Below are 19,149 nucleotides of genomic sequence, written 5' to 3'. Positions count from 1 at the left end.
TAAATGGAGCGATAGGTCCCACTTCCTCGTCGCATTGCAGTCGGGCCACAACTTCACGGAGGACCCAGGCGGCGGGCGACGCAGGTTTACGAATCGAACCTCTGATCTATCGCACGTGTACTTGGATCTTGATCGTGGGGACATCGATTTGTTCTACGGGCAGCCACTTCTGGCGGACCGAATCGTCGGTGACCAGGTCTCCGTCTCGATACTGGCCAACACTCAATTCGTACGCTGGGTGGGCAGGTGCCGGCCGACGTAACCAACGTAGATCTTGCCGGTCCTGGAGTTGTCGTCAAAGTAGTGCATACGAGGACTGATCAGGCCCGACTGAGCGATCTTAAAGTGCGACTCCATATAGACCACGCCGGCGGAATCCACATCAGTTGGGACCGGCAGTGTCCGCGGCCGCCAGTACTTCGGGTTCTTGCCAACGTCTTCGGACTCGCTCGATGCATGCCGCTTGGCAGGAAAACCGTGCGCCCCAGCCGGTGTGGAGTTCAAATAGGTTTCGACGCTGCCGCTAAACTTGCCTGACCGGGACCACTCGACATAGTCCTCCAGCGCCAGCAGCGCACGCCAGCACTTAGCGGCCCAGGTTCCCAGCACCTCATGGTCATCGAGCTCCAGGGCGTGGCTAGAGTCTCCGGTGAAGACGATGTGCTCGAACTCATTCAGTCGGCTGAATAGCTCGCCGAAACTTCCTGGTGCGGTGTCACTTTGAGTCTTGTCAGGCACCACCCAGCCGTCTTGGGAACCCATTGACGCTAGTTTGGTTTGGAGGAACCGGATCTGGCGTCCCATCTCCGTGTTCTCTTCTTCCGACTGCGCACGTTCGAGTTGTTCGTCCTCCAAACGTTCCGTCAACCGACGGACCGCAGCCGCGCCCGAGTCGACCTGGTTCTCCAGAGTGGCAAGTCGCTGGCGGGCGTCGTCACTTGCCTGCCGTGCCACCTTTCCGTCCAAAGCCAGCTGGCCGAGGCGGCGCAACGAATCGTCCGTCACTGCGTCATTGCCGAGCAGCTGCCGCAGCATCAACTGCAGAACGCTGGTGACATGGTCCGGGCTGGCTGTGACCGCGGGCTGCTGTGCTGCCTCCGGCAAGTCCACCAGCTTCTCAGCGGTAGCCGAGCTGGTGCGGTCGAGTAGCAGGATATCTAATGCGTCGCGCAGGCGGCGGTCCACCCGGTGCGCCGGCGAGGGCAGCGAGGTGCTGATCGCAGTCTCACGTGCTCGGTTTCCCAGCAGACGCTGCAGCCACCGCGGATCATCCTTGATGATCGCGTTGGTCGTCAGGATCCGGTGCCGCTCAGAGTCCAGCTGCTCATCGAGTTGAACTTGAGGACGGTACGTACGGACCGTGTAAGGGCTCACCCTGTGCGATTCGGAAATTCGGCTGTTGAACGCTTCGGTCGCTTCGGGGTCGAGCAGATATGCCGAACTCAGACCCACGGTCTCCCGCAGGATCCCGGAAACGAACCCGTTCCACTGCACTAGCGGGATATCAGAGTCGCTCGACCCAGAAACAAACAGCAGCCCGCGGCGGTTGGGATCGGTCACGGCGGCGATGACGTCGTCGACCTCCGAGGCACCCGTCGGCATCGGTTGGGGAGTCAGCGTATTGTCACCGTCCCGCACCGCCAGCACCTCAACGAGCATCTTGGCTAGCCGCGGCGTGCCGGCCCGGCGAGTTCCTTCCGGCTGCTCGATCTCAAGCCATACCCAGCCGTCGTCGTTGCGGCTCTGGTAATAGGTCAGCTCGGTGATCCACTTACCGCCCTGGCCGTCCTGTAGAAACCGGAAACGTCGCGTACGGGAGCCGTCTTGGAGTTGCTCGCCGAGTATCGCGCAACGCGTATCGCGGGCAACGTCGACGACGGTGCCCTCGACCAGATTGTCGTAGCTCCAACCCTTGGTCTTCATCCAGGAGTGGAGCTGACCCTCGACAAGACCGATCAGTTGGCTCTGACGCTCGACGTTGAAGAACGTACGGTAACCCAGCACCCGCCCAACCTCCCGCAACCGACCCCACGACCCGTGATCGATTAGATTAGCCCCGGCAGCCGACAATGAATGAGTGGCGGGCCAGCACGCACCTCGGTTTTGCGTCGGTGCTGCTTGTTCCGACCAAGCGTTGTGCGCCACCGAAGACGGAGCTAGGAGCACTACGGCTGGTCGGCTCACCTGGCTGGTGAGTCACGCTCGCAATGTGCCGGTTATTTGGAGACCGAGCAGCCCGGCTCGGTGCAGAGAAGTTACGCCGAAATGCCGAAGCTGGCGTGTAGGGCATGCAGCCTTGGGAACGTCCAGAACACGATCGAGCCGTCATCTCGCCTGGCAACCAATAGCATCGCTCTCGAAGTTCCCATAGCGATGTCGTTCACCACGTGACTGGACCTGACCGAGTCGAAACCCGGCGCCACTACCGGCGACCGACCTGGCGATCGAGTGTGGTGAGCGCCAGCTCGCCTACGCTGCAGGCCTCACGGACGACCATTTGAGCAATCTCCGGCGTGATGCCGGTCGGGAGCGTCCGCCCATGGCCAGTCCCATGGTCGTTGCGCAGTTCGTTTACCTTCGAAGCGATAGTCCACGATGATTGGAGAACTGCACGTATTTCAGCTTGCGCAGGCCCCGCCGCCACGTTCTGGGGTAAAAGACCCAGACGCTCACGCGCGAAGTACCAAAGCTTGCTGAAGTCATCCTTTTCGCTGTGCGGCCAATCCAGCTCGTCGAGGACGAACTTCGCTATCGCCTCCAGAAGATCTTTGGCGGAGCCAATAGCAAGGGCGGGGTCGTCCTCTGCACGTAGCAACCTCTCCAGTTGTTCATCGAGCGCCAGCCTGCCGCCGGTCGATAGGTCCACTGCGCCCAGTCGACGGAGCTCACCCTCGGCGGTCAGCTCATACCCTTGAGTCGCGAACGCCGCGGCAACTCTTGAAATCACATCTTGCTCAATGATTCCGTTTGTAAAGCACCCAAGTGCTCGGAGGTCGACCAGCAAGGCATCGATGATCGGGCGCGCGTGCCGGGGCCTCCTAACGACCGCTTCGAGCACCTTACGCACCCGTAACTCCTTGTTCGGGCCTGCTTGCGAATGGTCGTACGGCGCAACGTCTTCAAAGCCGTACCTCCTAAACACTGCTGAAAGTTGCGGGTGTGTGGGCCTGTCGATGCCTCCCTTATACAGCTGCCCAAACCGTGCAGCGATATCTGCGCTTACAGGAGGACGGCTCATATTGATTTGCACTTCCTACTCTCACCGCAAGTGCTGCCTGGCGGCATTCTCACTTAAATGTCCAATTGGACATCAGGTGGACATTTCACTTGAGAATTGGACATAAACCTTGAGAAGCCACACCGCCGCGGAACTACCGCGCCATATTCGTGAACCGCGACAGGTGCAGCTGGTGCGCCACAGTGATATTCGCGGTGGGCCCGTTACGGTGCTTGCCCAGGATCAGGTCGGCCTCACCGCCGCGCGGATCGTCACGGTCGATCGCGTCGGGGCGGTGCAACAGGATGACCATGTCGGCGTCCTGCTCGAGTGAACCCGACTCGCGAAGATCCGACACCTGGGGCCGCTTGTCGGTGCGCTGTTCGGGACCACGGTTGAGCTGACTGATCGCCACCACGGGGACATCGAGTTCCTTGGCCATCAGCTTGAGGCTTCGGGAAAAGTCCGACACCTCCTGCTGACGCGACTCGTACTTCTTGCCCGAGGTCATCAGCTGCATGTAGTCCACGACGATGAGCTGCAGGTCTGCCTTCTTCTTCAGCCGCCGGGCCTTGGCCCGGATTTCCATCATGGTCAGGTTGGGCGAGTCGTCGATGTACAGCGGCGCCTCGCTGATCTCGCTCATACGGCGGGCGAGCCGGGTCCAGTCGTCATCGTTCATCCGGCCGGAGCGCATGTCTCCGAGCTTGATGTTGGCCTCGGCCGACAGCAGCCGCATCACGATCTCGGACTTGCTCATTTCCAGCGAGAAGATGACGCTGGCCATCCGGTGCTTGATGGAGCAGGACCGCATAAAATCTAGTCCCAGAGTCGATTTCCCAACACCAGGCCTCGCCGCGACGATGATCATCTGCCCGGCATGCAGCCCATTGGTCACCTCGTCGAGGTCGATGAACCCGGTCGGCACGCCACGGGAGATGCCGCCCTGCGAGGCGATCGCGTCGATCTCGTCCATGGTGGGCTGCAGCAGATCCTCGAGCGGGACGAAATCCTCGGACTGGCGCCGCTTGTCGGTGACGTCGTAGATCTCGGCCTGGGCCCGGTCCACGATGTCGTGCACATCGGCGCCGTCGGCTCCCGCGTACCCGTACTGCACCACCCGGGTGCCGGCCTCGACCAGCCGACGCAGCAGTGCCTTCTCGGCCACGATCCCGGCGTAGAACCCGGCGTTGGCCGCGGTGGGCACGGTGGAGATCAGGGTGTGCAGATATGGCGCACCACCGACCCGGCGCAGCTGGCCGCGCCGGTCCAGCTCGGCCGCCACGGTCACCGCGTCGGCGGGCTCCCCGCGGTCGTAGAGATCCAGGATGACCATCGCGACGTCTTGGTGGGCGGGCCGGTAGAAGTCGCCGGGCTGCATGCGCTCCAGGACGTCCGCGATGGCGTCCTTGCTGAGCATCATGCCGCCCAGCACCGCCTGCTCGGCCGCCATGTCCTGGGGTGGCTGGCGCCCGAAATCCTCACTGGGCGGCTCGTCCACACCGTGATGACCGAGGTCGTCCACGACAGCCACTAAGCGTCCCTCCCCCTTCGTTTCAAGCACCGAACGCGTGTTCGAGAACAGCTGCCGTGACAGTAAGAGACCCCACCGACAAGTCCGATCGGAGTCAGCTCCATTGCGTCGCGACGGCCAACACTAGTGGTAGCTGAGCCGGGTGCAACCGGCCCTGTTGATGAAGATGTGGATGGCGTGTGGACAGCCGTGGACAACCGTGTTGAGCGGGTGGGGAGAACTTGTGGATCAACTCACCGGTAGTCAAACAACGTGCAGGTCAAGGCTATCGTCCCGCTGTCCAAAGTTGTGGATGCAAACTTCTCCGGCGTGTCGTTCAGGGTTGCCGTCTCGGGCGTGTTGTGTTGCCGCCGAGGGCCGACAAGGTTAACAGTCGGTTGCAGTTGCTGGGAGCAAATTTCGGGATGCGTTCGCTGGAGACACGACAACGCCCGGGTGGTGACCCACCCGGGCGTTACCGGAATCGCTTGACTACTCGGCGACGACGTTGAGCGGCACCGACACGGTGACGCCCGCATGCAGCCGCACCCCGACCGGGTGCGTCCCGACGGTCTTGATGTGCGCCTTGGGCAACTCGACGGTGCGCTTGTCCAGGTTCGGGCCGCCGGCCTTCTTGATGGCGGCGACCACGGAGGCCTGGGTGACCGAACCGAAGAGCTTGCCGCCCTCGCCGGCCCGCACGGGCAGCGCGACCGGGCCGAGCGCCTCGATGGCCTGCTTGACCTCGTTGGCGTGCTCGACGCCGCGGATCTCCTTGGTCTCGCGGGCCCGACGGATCTCGTCGGCCTGACGCTCGGCGCCACGGGTGGCGACGATGGCCAGCCCACGCGGGAGCAGGTAGTTACGGCCGTAGCCGTCCTTGACCTCGACGGCGTCGCCGGCGACACCCAGGTGGTCGACCTCAGCGGTGAGAATCAGCTTCATGATGTGGTTCCTCCCTTACCGCGTCGACGAACCGAACGGCAGCAGAGCCACCTCACGGGCGTTCTTCACGGCGACGGCGACGTCGCGCTGGTGCTGGACGCAGTTGCCGGTCACCCGACGGGCACGGATCTTGCCGCGCTCGCTGATGTAGGTGCGCAGCAGCGCGGTGTCCTTGTAGTCGATGTCCTGGTTCTTGCCCTTCTTGGAGCAGAACACGCACTTGCGGGTCTTGACCGGCTTCTCGGGCGCCGGCCGCCGCTTGTTGCTGGATTTGGCCATGGGTCTATCTCTTTCTCAAATGTGTAAGTGCTTGTTTCAGAAGGGCGGTTCTTCGTCAGCGCCGCTGTAGGAGCCGGCCGCGGGGGCGCTGCCCCACGGATCGTCTTTCGGCTCCGCACTGCGCGGCTGACTCGATCCGCCGCCGAATCCACCGCCGCCGCCACCGCGGCTGGCCTTGTTCACCTTGGCCGTCGCATACCGCAGGGACGGACCGATCTCGTCGACCTCGACCTCGACGACGGTGCGCTTCTCACCCTCGCGGGTTTCGAAGGACCGCTGCTTGAGCCGGCCGGTGACGATCACGCGGGAACCCCGGGTGAGGCTCTCGGCCACGTTCTCGGCCGCCTCCCGCCAGATGTTGCAGCGGAGGAACAGCGCTTCGCCGTCCTTCCACTCATTGGTCTGGCGGTCGAACGTCCGGGGCGTGGACGCCACCGTGAAGTTCGCGACAGCCGCACCGGACGGCGTGAACCGCAGTTCCGGGTCGGCGGTCAGATTTCCGACAACAGTGATGGTGGTATCACCAGCCACAAGATCCTCCTGGGCAGTGGGCAGCCTATGTTGGGCGCGAGCCTACGCAAGTCACCCGACATCGGCGGCGAGTATCGGCCTAGTGCTTGTCGGTCCGCATCACCTTGGTCCGCAGCACGGACTCGTTCAGGTTGAGCTGACGGTCGAGCTCGGACACCGTGGCGGGCTCGGCCTTCACGTCGACGACGGCGTAGATGCCCTCGGCGTGCTTGGCGATCTCGTACGCCAGCCGGCGACGGCCCCAGATGTCGACCTTGTCGACGGAACCGCCGTCCTTGCGGATGACGTTGAGGAACGTCTCCAGCGAGGGAGCTACGGTGCGCTCGTCGAGAGTGGGGTCGAGAATGACCATGATTTCGTATGGACGCATGAGAAACCCATCACCTCCTATGGTCGTTGCGGCCACGGTCGTTCCGTGGCAGGAGGGTCGCCTGCGTCGGCAACCTGCCCAGGTTACAGGTCTGCCCGCTGATCTGCGAAATCGCGCCGGTCGACCCGCTTTTGTGCGGATCCATCCGACCTCAGCCGCGCGTCGCGGATGAAACGGCACTTTCAACGTCGGGGGCGGATTCGGGCGCCGGCTCCGGCCCGATCGAGACGGGGCGCGGCCGCAGCCAGGCCGGCACCCAGGTCGGGAACGCATCGGGCGCGTCGGCGAACACCCCGCCGGACGGGTCGTCGATGGTGCCGTGCCGGCGCACCAGATCCAGCTCGGGCGCATAGATCTGGCGGATCACCAGTACGATGAGCGCCAGCACCGCGATATCGCGCAGCAGCACCGTCGCGGTGAACCACTGCTCGGGCAGGCCGCGATTCTGCTCGCCGTACAGGAACAGCATCCGCGGGATCCACACCAGCGCGTCGATGGTCATCCACGCCAACAGGATTCGCCGATGCGGCAGCGCCAGTACAGCCAGCGGCACCAGCCACAGCGAGTACTGCGGGCTCCACACCTTGTTGGTCATCAGGAACGCCGCCACCACCAGGAAGGCCAGCTGCGCCACCCGTGGCCGCTGCCGCGCGGTCAGCGCCACGTAGCCGATGCCCACGCAGCACAGCGCGAACAGCACCGCCGTCACCGCATTGGTCACCGACGGCGGCTCCCAGAACCCGAGATGCGGGTCGAAGCCCTTCCAGCCGGTGAACGACTTCACCACGTTGTACAGCGAATCCATATCGTCCCCGCGGCGGGCGTTGAGCCGGAAGAACTCCGACCAACCGCGCGGAAAGAGCACCAGCACAGGCAGGTTCACGACGATCCAGGTGACCACCGCGGTCAGCGCGGTGGTTCCGACCGCACGCCAGCGGCCGGTGCGCAGTGCCAACAGCACCAGCGGCACCAACAGCAGCAGCGGGTACAGCTTGAGCGCCACCCCGACACCGATGAGAAGGCCGGCCAGGACGGGTTTTCGCCGTGCCCAGGCCAGCAGGGCACCGGTGGCGCAGGCCACCGCGAGCGCATCGAAGTTGGTGAAGATCTGGAAGATCAGCAGCGGAGACCCCGCGACCAGGGCGGCGTCCCAGATGCGGCGTCCGGCCAGCAGCGCCGTCGCCCACACCGTCGCCAGCCAGGCCAGCGCCAGTCCGAACGCCGAGATGTTGAAGAACATCACCACCTCGGCCACCTTCGGCACCGACACCAGCGTGGTGAGCGCCGAGTAGGTCTTGGCCAGCGTCATGGACAGGTACTGGTAGATCCCGGTGAGCACCGGATATTCCATGTAGCGGATGGCGGGGCTGCCGTCGTATTGGACGTTCGGTTTGCCGGTGCTGTCCACGTCGACCCAGCTGGACTTGTACGGAAACTTGCCCTGGTTCAACAGTTCCGCGGTGTACAGCGGCACCGTGTCCGAATAGCACAGCTCGTAATAGGCCCGCTGGTTCTCCCAGTTGGCGACGCGTTGGGCCGCGGTGCCGGTGCTGGTCGACTGCAGGCACGCCGCCTTCGTCGAATAGCCCAGCGCCAGGAAGATCACGCCGATCACCAGCATCGCCCGCAACGGGGTGAAGAACCGCGCCCGCCCGATCAGCGCGTGCCGCCCCACGGGGCCACCGATGGTCTGCGACAGCGCGGAGCCGAGCACGTCGGTGCGGCTGGGCAGGTCTCGATCGTCGGCGCTGCGTAGATCTTGGGCCAGCGGTGCTGGCGATTCAGCTTGGGCCAGCGGTGCTGGCGATTCAGGAGAAGCCAGCGGCGCAGGCGAAACCGTCTGCGGCTCTTCGGGTTCTGTCACGGTGGCGGCGGCGCTCCGGGTGGCGGGGGCGGCGCGTTGGGATCACCGGGCGGGGGCGGCCCGATCGGCACCGTGGTCGGCGGACCCCACGGGATGGTCACCCCCGGCGCGATCTCCAGCGTCGGCTGGATCACCGTTTCCGACGGCATGCCCGGGGGCGGGGTAGGTGCCGGCGGCGGTGGCGGCGGCGCCTGCGGCACCCCGGCATAGCCACCGATCTCGGTGGGCTTGGGGAACGACTCGTTGTCGGTGCCCTTGAGCGCACCGTCCATGGTCGCCTTCCAGATGTCCGAAGGCAGCCCGGAGCCGTACACCGGGCCACCCCACTGGTTCACCAGCGGCTTGGTGCCCGAGGTGGTGCCCACCCACACCGCCGTCGACAGCGACGGGGTGTAGCCGACCATCCACGCGTCCCGGTTGGCGCCGGTGTCACCGAGCTGGTTGGTGCCGGTCTTGGCCGCCGAGGGCCGCCCGCCCGCCAGGTTGTGGCCGTTGGACCAGCCGGCGATCGGCTGCATCGCCGCGGTGACGTTGTCGGCGACCGCCTTGTCGATGCGCTGCTCGCCCTGGTCGCTCTGCTGCGAGGCGTCGAAGAGCACCTTGCCGTCGGAGTCGACGACCTTCTGCACGAAGTGCGGCTTGTGATAGACGCCGGAGTTCGCCAGCGTGGCATATGCCGAGGCCATGTCGAGCACCCGGCTCTGATACTGGCCCAGCACGATGCCGTTGTTCGGCGGCCCGCCCTTGCCGTCCTCGCTCAGCGTGTGGTCGACACCGGGGAAACTCTCGGCGACGCCGGCCTGGTGCGCGGCGTCGGCGACGTCCTGCGGCCCGTTCTTGAGTTTGAGCATCAGCCGGTAGTAGCTGGTGTTGAGCGAGCGCTTGAGCGCCTCGGCGATATTGCAGACGCCGCAGCCCTCACCCTCCACGTTGGTGATCTTGATGCCGTTGACGGTCACGGGTGAACTGTCGATCTGGTAGCCCAGCCCGATGCCCTGCTGCAGCGCCGCCACCAACGCGAACACCTTGAACGACGAGCCCGTCGGCAATCCGGCCTGCGCGAAATCGAAGCCCTGCGCATCCGATCCGCCGTAGTAGGCCTTGATGCCGCCGGTCTTCGGGTCGATGGACACCGCCGCCGCGCGCATATCGGGCATCTGCCCGTCCAGCGTCTTGGTGACCGCGTCCTCGGCCGCCTTCTGCGCGGTCGGGTCGATGGTGGTGGTGACCTGCAGGCCCTCGGTGTTCAGCGTCTGCTCGTTGATGTTGAACAGGTCCAGCAGCTCCTTGGTGACCTGCCGTTCGATCAGGCCGTTGGGCCCGGTGGTCTGGTTCTGCTGGCTGGCCTGCTCGGGTGGCACCGTCGGCGGGAACACCTGCGCGGCCCGGTCGGTCTTGGACAGCGCGCCGATGTCGACCATGCCGTCGAGCACCCAGTTCCACCGGTCGGCCGCGCCCTCCGGGTCGACGGCGGGGTCCAGGGTGGACGGGCGCTGGATCAGCGCGGCCAGCAGCGCGCCCTCGGCGACGTTGAGCTGTTCGACGGGCTTGTCGAAATAGGCCTTGGCGGCGGCCGAGATGCCGTAGGCGCCGCGGCCGAAGTAGATGATGTTGAGGTAGGACTCCAGGACCTGGTCCTTGCTCCACTCACGCGACATCTTCGTCGAGATGACGAGTTCTTTCGCTTTTCGCACCAGGCCGCCCACCCCGGAGCGGGCGTCGCCCACCAAGGCGTTCTTCACGTACTGCTGGGTGATGGTCGATCCGCCCTGCAGGTCACCGCCGAAGATGTTGTTCTTGAAGGCGCGGGCGAACCCGGACAGCGAGAAGCCCGGATTGCTGTAGAAGTCCCGGTCTTCGGCGGCCATCACGGCGTCACGGACGTGCACCGGGATCTGGTTGATGCTGACGTCGACGCGGTTGCCTTCCGGCGGAACGATTCTCGCCAGCTCGCTGCCGTCGCTGGCCAGGATCGTCGACACCTGCGCGGTGCGGATGTCCCCGGGCTTGGGCACGTCGACGATGAGGTAGGCCATCGCGAACGTGACGAACGGCAGCACCAGGAACAGCACCAGCCCGAGGTAGACCGCCCGGCGCACCCACTTCCACTGGAAGCCGGCGCGCGGCGGCTTGGGCGGCCCGGTGGGGCCGGGCGGCGGCCCGCCGACGGGCGGGCGCGGCGGCACCGGCGGTGGTGACGGCGGTTTACGCGGGGGCGCACCGTCGAGTGCAGCCTTGACGACGTCGATGGGGTCGCGCAGGTGCGGCTCGGTGGGGTTGCGCACCGGCGGCAGCAGGGTGGTCTGCCGGTCATCGGGCGCGACGTTGGCCCGGCGGTGTGCGCCCGGGGCAGCGGCCTGCTCCCGTTCGGCATCCCCCGCTGACCTCGTATGGCGCCCTTCGCTATTCACTGGCCGTACGCGCGCCGGAACGCGCCGTTCGAGTGCGGGGCGCCTTGGGGGCCTTGGGCGGCCTCGGCGTTCCCAACACGTAGGACTTGACCAGGTGATTCCAACTGCAGGTCCGGCATACCTCCACCACATGTACCGCGAACTCGTCGTAGCGCGTCGCCAGCAGGACCAACTCTTCGGCGGTGCGGGCCGAACCCGACACCGGACCGAGGTGGTCACCGAAGACCCACGACACCAGGGTGAGCTGTTCCTTGCGGCAGATCGGGCACATCACCGAACTGGGCTTCCCGTGGTACTTGGCGGCGCGCAATAAGTAGGGATTGGCGTCGCACACCTCGGTGACACCGGTCCGCCCGGAGTACACCTCGGCCAGCAGGGATCGGCGCCGGAGCGCGTAATCCACCACCTGTCGCTGCAATCGCACGTTGACCAGAGTACGTCGGCCGGCTGGGCAGTCGAGTGCGGACCAGCGCCACGAGTGCCCCCGCAATACGATCTTCGCCATGGCCGCATGGACTCGGGCAAAGGACAGCGACCGCGACGCGACCTGCCGAATCCTGGACAACGCACTGGCCGACGGCCAGCTGTCCGGGGACGAGCACCGGCGCCGGGTGAGCGCCGCCGTGACGGCCACCACGCTCGGCGAGCTGGAGCCGCTGCTCGCCGATCTGCAGGTGCCCGACGACGTGCGCCCGGCACCGGTGCGCCGGCGGCGACGCCGCGATCTGATCCTGGTCGGGGCCGGGGTGGCGGCGGCCGTCGTCATCGTCGCCGTCGCGTTCGGCGGCGGGTCCGAGGACCCCGCACCGTCGAGCAGCCCGAGCCCGCAGCAGCCCAGTCCCGAAACGCCGGTCCCGGAATCGCATGTGGTGCTGAGCACCGTGGCCGCCCCGGAGAGCGCGCCGGACACCGTGCCGCCCGCCGTCGTGAAGCCGGCGCGGGACCTGCTCACCGTCGACGGGTTGACCGCCGTCGTCGACTCGATCCGCGGCCGGTTCGGCGACACCATGGGCTACGAACTCGCCATCACCACCGACCAGGCGTTCCTGGCCCGGCCGGATCCCGCCGACGATCAGCAGAAGATGGTGTACCCGTACCGCGGCGGCTGGGACGACCCGTCCCGGCGCGACCGGTCGGACACCGACGACCTCACCGATGTGGCCGCCTTCGACATCCCCGCCACCGCCGCCGCGGTGGCGGCCGCACCCGCGACGCTGAACATCGCCCCCGCCGATGTCGCGAGCACCTACCTGGACGTCGACTACATCGCCGAACAGGGTGGGCTGGAGCTGCTGGTGAAGATCACCACCACATCCGGCTCCACCGGCTACCTGTACCTGGATCCGGCCGCCACCGTGAAGCGCGTCGAGAATCCCAGCTGACCAGCAGCGGGGACATAGGAACTTCTACGATCATCGCGTGGCGACACGGCAGACAGCAGCAACGCGGGCCAGGGACAGCGACCGTAACGACACCTGCAAGGTGCTCGACACCGCCTTGTCCGAGGGCCAGCTGTCCATGGAAGAGCATCGGCAGCGGGTCAGCGCCGCCACCAACGCGGCCACCCTGGGCGAGCTGCAAGGCCTGGTCAGCGACCTGCAGGTGGCCAACGCGTCGGTCAAGCTGCCCAACCTCAAGCCCGAGCGCAGCCTGGCCACCGGGGCCGGCGCGGGCTGGGGGCTGCGCCTGGCGACGGCCGCCGTGCTGGTGCTGCTCGGCATCGCCATCGGGTGGGGCCTGTACGGCAACACCTCGTCGCCGCTGAGCTTCACCACCGACCCGGGCGCCAAGGCCGACGGTATCCCCGGCACGGTGCTCACCCCGCCGCGGCAGTTGCAGTCGCTCGGCGGGCTGACCGGCCTTTTCGAGCAGATGCGGCAGAAGTTCGGGGACACCAAGGGCTACAGCATCACCATCTTCGAGGACTACGCCTCACTGACCCGGCCCGATCCGAAGGAGCCGCGGCGTGCGCTGAACTACTACTACCGCGGCGGCTGGGACGACCCGTCGGAGACCAGCGTCAGCAGCGATGACAAGGTGGTCGACCTGGGCGCGTTCGACATCCCGAAGATGGTCGGGTTGATCCGCGGGGCCGCCGAGAGCGTCGGCATCAACCCGACCGAGGTGAAGAGCACCCACGTCAGCATCGAGCCCAACAGCGATATCACCCAGCCGCCGGGCAGCATCGAAATCAGCATCTACGTCAGCCCGAAGTTCGGCAACGGCGGCTATCTCGAGCTCAACGGCGACGGCACCATCAAGCGCGTCAGCTACGCCAGCTGACGGGCCCGACGGGCCGAGCGACCTGACAAATCGACACCTTTGGCAACCTCCGCTGGCACTCAATATATCGGCGCGATACAATTGCGCGAGGTGTCGAGCCGACGTGACATTTGTTCGGCTTTGACTGGGTTCCCAACCGAGGGGGAGGTGATTCGATGCTGGAGCTCGCCATCCTGGGGTTGCTGCTCGAGTCGCCGATGCACGGCTACGAGCTCCGCAAGCGGCTGACCGGTCTGCTGGGTGCGTTCCGGGCTTTTTCGTACGGGTCCCTCTACCCCGCTCTGCGGCGCATGCAGGCCGACGGCCTGATCGTCGAGGACGCCGCGCCCAGCGGCACCGTCCTCGGTGCCACGAAAGTGCGGCGGGCGCGGCGGGTGTACCAGCTCACCGAGGCCGGTACCCAGCGCTTCACCGAACTGGTCGCCGACACCGGTCCGCAGAACTACACCGACGACGGTTTCGGTGTGCATCTGGCGTTCTTCAACCGCACCCCCGCCGAAGCCAGGATGCGCATCCTGGAAGGCCGGCGGCGTCAGGTCGAGGAGCGCCGGGAAGGTCTGCGCGAGGCGGTGGCCCGGGCGAGCAGTTCATTGGACCGCTACACCAAGCAACTGCACCAGCTCGGTCTGGAGTCCAGTGAGCGTGAAGTGAAGTGGCTCAACGAATTGATCGCAGCCGAACGGGTGGGGCAGAGCCGCCCCGACAATCAGCCCTGAATCAATCCTGATCAGCCCGCATCCGGCACAAGCACCGAAGTAGGAAAAGGAGAGCGTCACATGTCTGAGTCGAACGAGGTTCGGGTCGCGATCGTCGGCGTGGGCAACTGCGCGTCCTCGCTCGTGCAGGGCGTGCACTACTACCGGGACGCCGACGAGAACGGCACCGTCCCTGGCCTGATGCACGTCAAGTTCGGGCCGTACCACGTGCGCGACGTGAAGTTCGTCGCCGCATTCGACGTGGACGCCAAGAAGGTCGGCTTCGACCTGTCCGAGGCGATCTTCGCCTCCGAGAACAACACCATCAAGATCGCCGATGTGCCGCCGCTGGACATCGTCGTGCAGCGTGGGCCGACGCTGGACGGTATCGGCAAGTACTACGCCGAGACCATCGAGATCTCCGACTCCGATCCCGTCGACGTGGTGAAGGCGCTCAAGGACGCCAAGGTCGACGTGCTGGTGTCCTACCTGCCCGTCGGGTCCGAAGAGGCCGACAAGTTCTACGCGCAGTGCGCGATCGACGCCGGCGTTGCGTTCGTCAACGCCCTGCCCGTGTTCATCGCCTCGGACCCGGTGTGGGCCAAGAAGTTCGAAGACGCCGGCGTGCCGATCGTCGGCGACGACATCAAGAGCCAGGTCGGCGCGACCATCACCCACCGCGTGATGGCCAAGCTGTTCGAGGACCGCGGCGTCACGCTGGACCGCACCTACCAGCTCAACGTCGGCGGCAACATGGACTTCAAGAACATGCTCGAGCGCGAGCGGCTGGAATCCAAGAAGGTCTCCAAGACCCAGGCGGTGACGTCGAATCTGACCGGCTCGCTGGCCGGCAAGATCGAGGACAAGAACGTGCACATCGGCCCGTCGGATCACGTCGCCTGGCTCGACGACCGCAAGTGGGCCTACGTGCGCCTGGAGGGCCGCGCCTTCGGTGACGTGCCGCTGAACCTGGAGTACAAGCTCGAGGTGTGGGACTCGCCGAACTCGGCCGGCATCATCATCGACGCCGTGCGTGCGGCGAAGATCGCCAAGGACCGCGGCATCGGCGGACCGATCATCCCGGCCTCGGCCTACCTGATGAAGAGCCCGCCCAAGCAGCTGGCCGACGATATCGCCCGCGCCGAGCTGGAAACCTTCATCCAGGGTTAGTCAGTGATTTGTGGAGTCCTACCCGTAATGATTGCGGGTATGACTCCACAAATCCCGGATGACGAGCTGGCCGGCCTGGACGAGTTCGGGCTGCTGCACGAGAACGCCGCGCAGATCGGGACCACCCGGATCCCGCCGGTGACGCGTGCGGACTCCGGCGAGGTCAGCTTCCTCAAGTGGGGCACCGAGGCGCCCGAAGTGGTGTTCCTGCACGGTGGCGGGCAGAACGCGCACACCTGGGACACCGTCATCCTCGGCTTGGGTGTGCCGGCACTGGCGATCGACCTGCCCGGCCATGGCCGCTCCGGTTGGCGCGCCGACGGCGACTACGGCCCCAAGCTGGCGGCCGGCCTGATCGCCCCGCTCCTGCGCGAACACGCCCCCGACGCGCGGCTGCTGGTCGGCATGTCGCTGGGCGGGCTGACCGCGCTGCGGATCGCGGCCACCGCACCGGAGCTGGTGCGCGAACTGGTGCTGGTCGACGTCACGCCGTCCGCGCCCGAACGGCACACCGAGATGACCAAGGCGCAGATGGGCACCGTCGCGCTGGTGCGGGAGAACCGGACCTTCCCGACGTTCGCCGACATGCTCGAGGTCACGGTTGCCGCAGCACCGCACCGAGACCGGAATTCGTTGCGGCGCGGCGTGTTCCACAATTCCAAGCAACTCGACGACGGCACCTGGACCTGGCGCTACGACTCGTTCCGCAAGGGCGACGGGTTCGAAGGCCTGTGGGACGACGTCCCGGCGATCACCATGCCCACCACCCTGATCCGCGGCGCCAACTCGTTCTTCGTCAACGACGAGGACGCCGCGACGTTCGCCCGCACCGCGCCGGGATTCCGGCAGACCCATGTGGTCGAGGGCGCCGGGCATTCCGTCCAGGGTGACCAGCCGGCGAAACTGGTGGAGTTGCTCCGCGAGATCCTCGGATAACCGGGACTTTCCCAGCCGTTCACCAGTTGATTGCCAGGCTGCCGTAGGTTCGCCGGCCATGGCCCTCGTTCCGCTGAATCTGCTTGTCTCCCATCACGGTCGCTCCGCCCGCCAGCATGTGACCTGCCGCAACCGCTGCGGCGACGCATGCTCCAAGCCGGTCCCCAACACCAGTGCCAACGAGTACTTCGGCGATATCGTCGCCGAGATGTCGCGCCGCTCGGTGCTGCGCGCCACCGGTATCGCCGTGCTGGCCGTGGGAGCGGGTTCGGCCCTGGCCGCCTGTGCCGACGACACACCCGCGGCGGGCACCGGGTCGACCACGCCCGCGCCGCAGGGGCAGCCGCCGGCCGGCATGCGGTTCGACAGCGTGGCCCCCAACACCGAAGACGCCGTCGTCGTGCCCGCGGGCTACCAGCAGCGCGTCGTAATCGCCTGGGGCGACCCGGTGCTGCCCGGCGCCCCGGTGTTCGACATCAACCGGCAGACCGGCGCCGCGCAACGCCAGCAGTTCGGCTTCAACAACGACTTCGCGGCACTGCTGCCCATCAAGGACCGGCCCGGGCGCTACCTGCTGGTGTCCAACCACGAATACGTCAGCCCGCAGTTCATGTTTCACGGGTACGACGCCGATGCCCCCACCCGCGAGCAGTTCGACGTCGAGACCGGCGCGGTCGGCCTCTCGGTGGTCGAGGTGGAACGCGGCCCGCAGGGCGGTTTGCGGCCGGTGTTGGGCCGTCTCAACCGCCGCATCACCGCCGACACTCCGTTCACCCTGACCGGACCGGCCGCCGGCTCACCGGCCGTGCGGACCGCCGCCGACCCCGCCGGACGCACCGTGATCGGCACCTTCGCCAACTGCTCGGGTGGCGTAACACCTTGGGGCACAATTCTTTCCGGCGAGGAGAATTTCCACACCTATTTCGGTGCCGCCGAGGGCACACCCGCCGCGGAGCCGGACCGATTCAAGCGTTACGGCGTGCTCACCGAACCGTCGGAACTGCGGTGGGAGAACTTCGATCCGCGCTTCGACCTGGCCAAGACGCCGACCGAGGTGAACCGGTTCGGCTACGTCATCGAGATCAACCCGTGGGATCCCGCCTCCACACCGGTGAAGCACTCCGCGCTGGGCCGGTTCAAGCACGAGGCCGCCAACGTGTATGTCACCGGTGACGGCACCGTGGTGGTGTACACCGGCGACGACGAACGCTTCGACTACATGTACAAGTTCGTGTCGGACAAGAAGATCGAACCCGGCAACATGGCGCACAATATGACGCTGCTGGACGAGGGCACGCTGTACGTCGCCAAGCTGTCCAGCGACATCCCGGCCGACCAGATCGACGGCAGCGGCAAGCTGCCCGCCAAGGGCAGCTTCGCCGGCTCCGGCACCTGGCTCCCGCTGCTGCACTCCGGGCCCGACGGTGAGTCCGAGTCCCTGGTCGAGGGTTTCTCGGCGCAGGACGTCGCCGTGTTCACCCGGCTGGCCGCCGACAAGGCCGGCGCCACCAAGATGGACCGCCCCGAGGATTTCGAGGCCAACCCGAAGACCGGCAAGCTGTACGTCGCGCTGACCAACAACGACAAGCGCGGCACCGAGGGCAAGGCCAAGCCGGATGCGGCCAACCCCCGTAACGAGAACAAGAACGGCCAGGTCCTGGAGATCACCGATGACCACGGTGGCACCACCTTCACCTGGGATCTGCTGCTGGTCTGCGGTGACCCGGCCGCGGCCGACACCTACTACGGCGGCTTCGACAAGACGAAGGTCAGCCCGATCTCCTGCCCGGACAACGTCGCCTTCGACGGGCACGGCAACCTGTGGATCTCCACCGACGGCAACGCGCTGGACTCCAACGACGGACTGTTCGCGGTGGCACTGGACGGCGACCGGCGCGGGGAGACCAAACAGTTCCTCACCGTGCCGGTCGGTGCGGAGACGTGCGGACCGGTGGTCACCGACGACCTGATCACCGTCAGCGTGCAGCACCCCGGCGAGGGCGACGACCACAGCCTGGACAACCCGCTGTCGCACTGGCCCGACGGCGGCAACGCCCCGGCCCGGCCCGCCGTGGTGGCGGTATGGCGGGACGGCGGCGCCATAGGCGTGTAAGTCCGACGCGTTTGGAAAACGCCGTGGAGGGCTACGGTTGAGGTCATGACTCGGATCGGCGTTCAGCTGCAGCCCCAGCACTCCCCCGACTACGGTCACATCCGCGACGCGGTGCGCCGTTGTGAGGACCTCGGTGTGGACATCGCCTTCAACTGGGATCACTTCTTCCCGTTGTACGGTGACCCGGACGGACCGCACTACGAATGCTGGACCATGCTGGCCGCCTGGGCCGAGCAGACCTCGCGTATCGAGATCGGCGCGTTGGTCACCTGCAACTCCTACCGCAATCCCGAGCTGCTGGCCGATATGGCCCGCACCGTCGACAACATCTCCGACGGCCGGCTGATCCTGGGCATCGGGTCCGGCTGGAAGGAGAAGGACTACGACGAGTACGGCTACGAATTCGGCACGGCGGGAAGCAGACTCGACGACCTGGCCGCCGCCATGCCGCGCATCACCTCGCGGCTGAGCAAGCTCAACCCCCAGCCGGTGCGCGAGATCCCGATCCTGATCGGCGGCCAAGGCGAACGCAAGACGCTCAAGCTCGTCGCGCAGTACGCGCACATCTGGCACGGTTTCACCACCGCGGAAAGCTACCCGGACAAGGCCGCGGTGCTGGACCGGCACTGCGCCGACGCCGGCCGCGACCCGGGCGCCATCGAACGCTCCGCCGGCGTGGACCGCAGCGGTGACGGGTTGATCGCCAACGCCGAAGCGCTTACCGCGCTGGGGGTTTCGCTGCTGACCGTCGGCGTCAACGGCCCGGACTACGACCTGTCGGAGGCCGAAGAGCTGGTCCGGTGGCGCGACAGCCGGAGCTGA

At 66.3% G+C, this 19,149-nt stretch carries 17 protein-coding genes; 7 read left to right on the top strand and 10 right to left on the bottom strand.

Annotated features, from left to right (window positions below):
• Positions 1–222: 222 nt before the first annotated feature.
• The 10 genes from BN977_RS14120 to BN977_RS14075 all read right to left on the bottom strand — a co-directional run bounded on the left by BN977_RS14120 (position 223) and on the right by BN977_RS14075 (position 11,554).
• Positions 223–2,004, bottom strand: coding sequence for a hypothetical protein (locus BN977_RS14120; protein WP_131590114.1), 1,782 nt, complete (start codon positions 2,002–2,004; stop codon positions 223–225).
• A gap of 418 nt (positions 2,005–2,422) precedes the next feature.
• Positions 2,423–3,067, bottom strand: a complete 645-nt coding sequence (locus BN977_RS31460) for an abortive infection family protein (protein ID WP_234709551.1) — start codon at positions 3,065–3,067, stop codon at positions 2,423–2,425.
• A gap of 304 nt (positions 3,068–3,371) precedes the next feature.
• Positions 3,372–4,751: a replicative DNA helicase gene (dnaB, locus tag BN977_RS14110; protein ID WP_036397948.1), complete on the bottom strand. Its 1,380-nt coding sequence runs from the start codon at positions 4,749–4,751 to the stop codon at positions 3,372–3,374.
• Positions 4,752–5,222: 471 nt separating this feature from the next.
• Positions 5,223–5,675 carry a 50S ribosomal protein L9 gene (rplI, locus tag BN977_RS14105; protein ID WP_024452434.1) on the bottom strand — a complete coding sequence of 151 codons (453 nt, stop codon included), beginning with the start codon at positions 5,673–5,675 and terminating at the stop codon, positions 5,223–5,225.
• A 15-nt stretch (positions 5,676–5,690) separates the two neighbouring features.
• A complete protein-coding gene (rpsR, locus tag BN977_RS14100; RefSeq protein ID WP_024452435.1) occupies positions 5,691–5,954 on the bottom strand; it encodes a 30S ribosomal protein S18 in 264 nt (87 codons plus the stop codon).
• A gap of 36 nt (positions 5,955–5,990) precedes the next feature.
• Positions 5,991–6,485 (bottom strand): single-stranded DNA-binding protein, encoded by a 495-nt coding sequence (locus tag BN977_RS14095; RefSeq protein WP_024452436.1) that lies wholly within the window; start codon positions 6,483–6,485, stop codon positions 5,991–5,993.
• A gap of 79 nt (positions 6,486–6,564) precedes the next feature.
• Entirely contained in the window at positions 6,565–6,855 is a 291-nt protein-coding gene (rpsF, locus tag BN977_RS14090; RefSeq protein ID WP_018603055.1) for a 30S ribosomal protein S6, read from the bottom strand.
• Between the two features lie 151 nt (positions 6,856–7,006).
• Positions 7,007–8,677, bottom strand: coding sequence for a glycosyltransferase family 87 protein (locus BN977_RS14085; protein ID WP_191262624.1), 1,671 nt, complete (start codon positions 8,675–8,677; stop codon positions 7,007–7,009).
• A 38-nt stretch (positions 8,678–8,715) separates the two neighbouring features.
• The gene (locus BN977_RS14080; protein WP_084172500.1) at positions 8,716–11,130 is read right to left on the bottom strand and encodes a transglycosylase domain-containing protein; all 2,415 of its coding nucleotides are present in this window, start codon (positions 11,128–11,130) and stop codon (positions 8,716–8,718) included.
• The gene (locus BN977_RS14075; protein ID WP_024452439.1) at positions 11,123–11,554 is read right to left on the bottom strand and encodes a DUF5318 family protein; all 432 of its coding nucleotides are present in this window, start codon (positions 11,552–11,554) and stop codon (positions 11,123–11,125) included. Before BN977_RS14075 ends, BN977_RS14080 begins: the two co-directional genes overlap by 8 nt.
• A 79-nt stretch (positions 11,555–11,633) precedes the next feature.
• Between BN977_RS14075 and BN977_RS14070 the strand changes: the two genes are divergently transcribed.
• The 7 genes from BN977_RS14070 to BN977_RS14040 all read left to right on the top strand — a co-directional run bounded on the left by BN977_RS14070 (position 11,634) and on the right by BN977_RS14040 (position 19,149).
• Positions 11,634–12,512 (top strand): DUF1707 SHOCT-like domain-containing protein, encoded by an 879-nt coding sequence (locus tag BN977_RS14070; RefSeq protein ID WP_051561353.1) that lies wholly within the window; start codon positions 11,634–11,636, stop codon positions 12,510–12,512.
• Between the two features lie 37 nt (positions 12,513–12,549).
• Positions 12,550–13,413: a DUF1707 SHOCT-like domain-containing protein gene (locus tag BN977_RS14065; RefSeq protein ID WP_036397947.1), complete on the top strand. Its 864-nt coding sequence runs from the start codon at positions 12,550–12,552 to the stop codon at positions 13,411–13,413.
• A 155-nt stretch (positions 13,414–13,568) separates the two neighbouring features.
• Positions 13,569–14,129: a PadR family transcriptional regulator gene (locus tag BN977_RS14060; RefSeq protein ID WP_024452442.1), complete on the top strand. Its 561-nt coding sequence runs from the start codon at positions 13,569–13,571 to the stop codon at positions 14,127–14,129.
• A 60-nt stretch (positions 14,130–14,189) separates the two neighbouring features.
• A complete protein-coding gene (locus BN977_RS14055; RefSeq protein WP_036397946.1) occupies positions 14,190–15,278 on the top strand; it encodes an inositol-3-phosphate synthase in 1,089 nt (362 codons plus the stop codon).
• Between the two features lie 39 nt (positions 15,279–15,317).
• On the top strand, positions 15,318–16,214 hold the full coding sequence (locus tag BN977_RS14050; protein ID WP_036397945.1) for an Rv0045c family esterase: 897 nt from the start codon (positions 15,318–15,320) through the stop codon (positions 16,212–16,214).
• Between the two features lie 58 nt (positions 16,215–16,272).
• The gene (locus BN977_RS14045) at positions 16,273–18,327 is read left to right on the top strand and encodes a PhoX family protein (protein ID WP_036397944.1); all 2,055 of its coding nucleotides are present in this window, start codon (positions 16,273–16,275) and stop codon (positions 18,325–18,327) included.
• Positions 18,328–18,372: 45 nt separating this feature from the next.
• Positions 18,373–19,149, top strand: a complete 777-nt coding sequence (locus BN977_RS14040) for an LLM class F420-dependent oxidoreductase (RefSeq protein ID WP_036397943.1) — start codon at positions 18,373–18,375, stop codon at positions 19,147–19,149.

The organism is Mycolicibacterium cosmeticum (assembly GCF_000613185.1).
GTDB classification, from domain to species: Bacteria; Actinomycetota; Actinomycetes; order Mycobacteriales; family Mycobacteriaceae; genus Mycobacterium; species Mycobacterium cosmeticum.
The sequence above is the reverse complement of the archived record's forward strand: the minus strand, read 5'-3'. Positions and strand labels throughout refer to the sequence as shown.